The 2,830-nt window shown below is 76.7% G+C and carries 4 protein-coding genes; 2 read left to right on the top strand and 2 right to left on the bottom strand.

Going from position 1 to position 2,830, the window contains the following annotated elements; translation table 11 throughout:
* Nucleotides 1-522, top strand: a 522-nt coding sequence (locus AC13HU_RS35110) for a hypothetical protein (protein ID WP_483046047.1), incomplete at its 5' end; no start/stop codon positions are given.
* Nucleotides 509-1,090: a hypothetical protein gene (locus AC13HU_RS35105; RefSeq protein WP_483046046.1), complete on the top strand. Its 582-nt coding sequence runs from the start codon at nucleotides 509-511 to the stop codon at nucleotides 1,088-1,090. The genes AC13HU_RS35110 and AC13HU_RS35105, both read left to right, overlap by 14 nt.
* A gap of 49 nt (nucleotides 1,091-1,139) precedes the next feature.
* Here AC13HU_RS35105 and AC13HU_RS35100 read toward each other — a convergent pair whose 3' ends face one another.
* Nucleotides 1,140-1,949 (bottom strand): class I SAM-dependent methyltransferase, encoded by an 810-nt coding sequence (locus AC13HU_RS35100; RefSeq protein ID WP_483046045.1) that lies wholly within the window; start codon nucleotides 1,947-1,949, stop codon nucleotides 1,140-1,142.
* Between the two features lie 84 nt (nucleotides 1,950-2,033).
* Nucleotides 2,034-2,830, bottom strand: a 797-nt coding sequence (locus tag AC13HU_RS35095; protein WP_483046044.1) for an SAM-dependent methyltransferase, incomplete at its 5' end; no start/stop codon positions are given.

Here is a 2,830-nt window from a genome sequence, read left to right as displayed (position 1 = left end):
GATGTCCACCGCCCGGACGGGGACGACGGCGGCAGCGACCCGGACCACCACGAACTCACCACGCTGCTGGACCAGATGACCTTCTCGCTGCGCCTCGGCCTGGGCCAGCTGCTCCGCGACCCGGACTGGCTGCGCCTGCTGCCCGAGGACGTACGCGGCCTCGCCCGCGCGCACTACCGCGACGCCGCCGGCTGGAACGCGGCGCGCGGCGAGTGGCGGGCGCTGCGCGCGGCCCCGAGGCGGGCGGGAACGGGCGCGGTCCCGGCCGCGGCCGTGCCCACCTGCCTGATCCTGTGCGAGCCCGGCGGTCCGCCGCCGGACACCAGGCGCGCCCTCCAGGAGGAGTACGCGCGCCGCGCCCCGCACGTGGTCGTCCACGCCGTCGACGCCCCCCGCGAACAGGTGCTCGCCGCCCGGCAGTCCGCCGGCGCGGTCGCGGGCCTGATCGCCGCCTTCGCCGCCGCTCCCGGCCGCGCGGACGCCGGCCGGCCGGGGGAGGCGGCCGCCGATGTCCCCGCATAGCGCAGGCGGGCCGGCCGGGCCCGGCGGCCGCGACCTGGTGACCGCGGCGACCCTCGGAGCGCTGGCCGCGTGGTTCACCGCCACCGTCCTGAGCCAGCACCCCAGGCCGGAGTTCAACCGGCTCGCCGTCCTCGACGGCACCGGCGCCGTCATCCCCAACTGGCGGTTCTTCGCGCCCGAGCCGGCCCGCCACGACTTCCACGTCCTGTTCCGCACCGAGGACGCCGAGGGCCGCGCCACACCGTGGCAGGAGGGCTCAGCGGTCACCCCGCGGCGACCGATGCACATGCTGTGGTTCCCCTCCCGCCGCCGCGAGAAGGCGCTCTACGACCTGTGCCACGAACTCGTGGCGGTCATGCGGCAGTTCGGCGGCGACCTGACCCTCGCGCCCGCCTACCGGATGCTGCGCAACTCCGTCGCCCGCACCGTCTCGGGCCTGCCCGGGGAGCCGCCCCGGGGCTTCCAGTTCGTGGTCGCCCGGCACACCGGCCACGACCCCGCGCACGACCCGGACTACCTCTTCGTCTCCCCCTACATCCCCTACACCGCGGACGCGCCGTACGCGTGAGCCGGCCCGGCCGTCCGCGTGCGGCGCCTCCCGTGCGGGCGGTGCGGCGTCAGTCCGTGGTCGCCCAGCCCAGAAGCGCGGTGTGGGGGAGGGACAGGGCGCCGTCCTGGGTGCGGAACTGCGCCGCCAACTCGTCGTAGTGGCCGCGTACTTCCGCGACGGTGTCCGGGGGGAGGGTGTGCAGGATCTGGCCGATGGTGGCGATTCCGGCGGCCGGGCCCGACCACCAGACCTCGGGATCGACCACGTGGTCCCAGCGCAGCGTCGCGCAGCGGGCGCCGGTCAGCCCCGCCGCCGTCAGCAGCCCGGTCAGGCCCTCTTCGGTGCGGGGGAAGTCGTCCTCGGCGGCGAGCGCGGGCACGGAGGCAGGCCGGGCGACGCCGGCCGCTTCCAGGGCCCGGCCCAGCAGCGCCTGCCCGGGGGAGGGCGGCGCGGGCCAGATCGTGACCGCGACCCGGCCGCCGGGGCCGGCCACCCGGCGCAGGTCGGCGAGCGCGGTCGCCGGACGGCCCACGTGGTTGAGCACGAAGTTCGCCACCACCGCGTCGAACTCGCCGTCCGCGAAGGGCAGTTCGGGCAGCATCCCGTGCCGTACCGCCGCCTCCGGCACCGCCCGCGTCGCCCGCTCGACCATGCTCGGCTCCGCGTCCACCGCGCAGACCTCCGCGCCGCGGCGCACCGCCAGCGCCGCCGCGGTGCCCGGTCCGGTGCCGACGTCCAGCACCCGCAGGCCCGCGCCCACGCCGGCCGCGTCCAGCAGCTTGGGCACGGCGTGCGCGCACAGCAGCCCGAAGCTCCGCGCGTACGCCTCCGCCCGGCCGGCCCACGCCTGCCGCTCGAACGCGTCGAAGTCGCCCACCGCACACCTCCGTGCCGTACCGAACCGCTCCCCGAACGCCTGTAGTTGATCACTTTAGAGGAGAGAAACGACACCGCCCGCCAGTTACGTCCAGGCCCGCTCCGCCACCAGGAACGAGCCCTCGGCCGGCCGTTCGGACCGCCGCCCGTACCCGACCTCGAGCGCCGCCTTCTCGTGCGCGGTGACGGTCCAGCCGTGCCGGGGCAGCCATGCGTCCGGCGGCTCGGCGAGGCCGCCCTGCCACAGGTCGCTGACCGGCCGGAACTCGTCGCCCGTGCGGGTCTGTTCGACCATCCGCGCGAGCCCGCCGCCGTGCGTGAACGACAGCACGCTGCCGGGCGCGGCCAGTTCACCGACCGTATCCAGCACGGCCGCCGCCTCGTCGGCCGTCAGATAGATCAGCAGCCCCTCCACCAGCCACGCGGTGGGCGCCGCCGGATCGAACCCGGCGGCCCGCAGCGGCGCCGCCCACCGCCCGCGCAGATCCGCCCCGACCACGGCCCGCCGGCAGCGCGGCACCGCGCCCGTCCCGGCCAGCACCTCCTCCTTGAACCCCACGACTTCGGGCAGGTCCAGCTCGAACACCCTTATCCCGTGCGGCCATTCGAGCCGGAACGCCCGCGTGTCCAGTCCTGCCGCCACCAGCACCACCTGCGCCCGCCGCCCGTCCGCGACCGCTCCGCGCAGATAGTCGTCGAAGAACCGCGTCCGCAGCGCCACCTGTTCGGCCATCACCCGCCCGGTCGCCGACTCCCCGCCCGGACCACCCGGCGGCCGGTCCGCCCCGTCCACCGACCGCACGAACGCCGCGGCCAGCGGGTCGTCGAACAGCCGGTCCGCCCGCCGGCTCTCCGCCGCCCGCACCCGCGCGGTCCCGATCG

The organism is Streptomyces sp. NH27, assembly GCF_056859195.1.
This window is presented reverse-complemented; position numbering and strand designations above follow the sequence as displayed.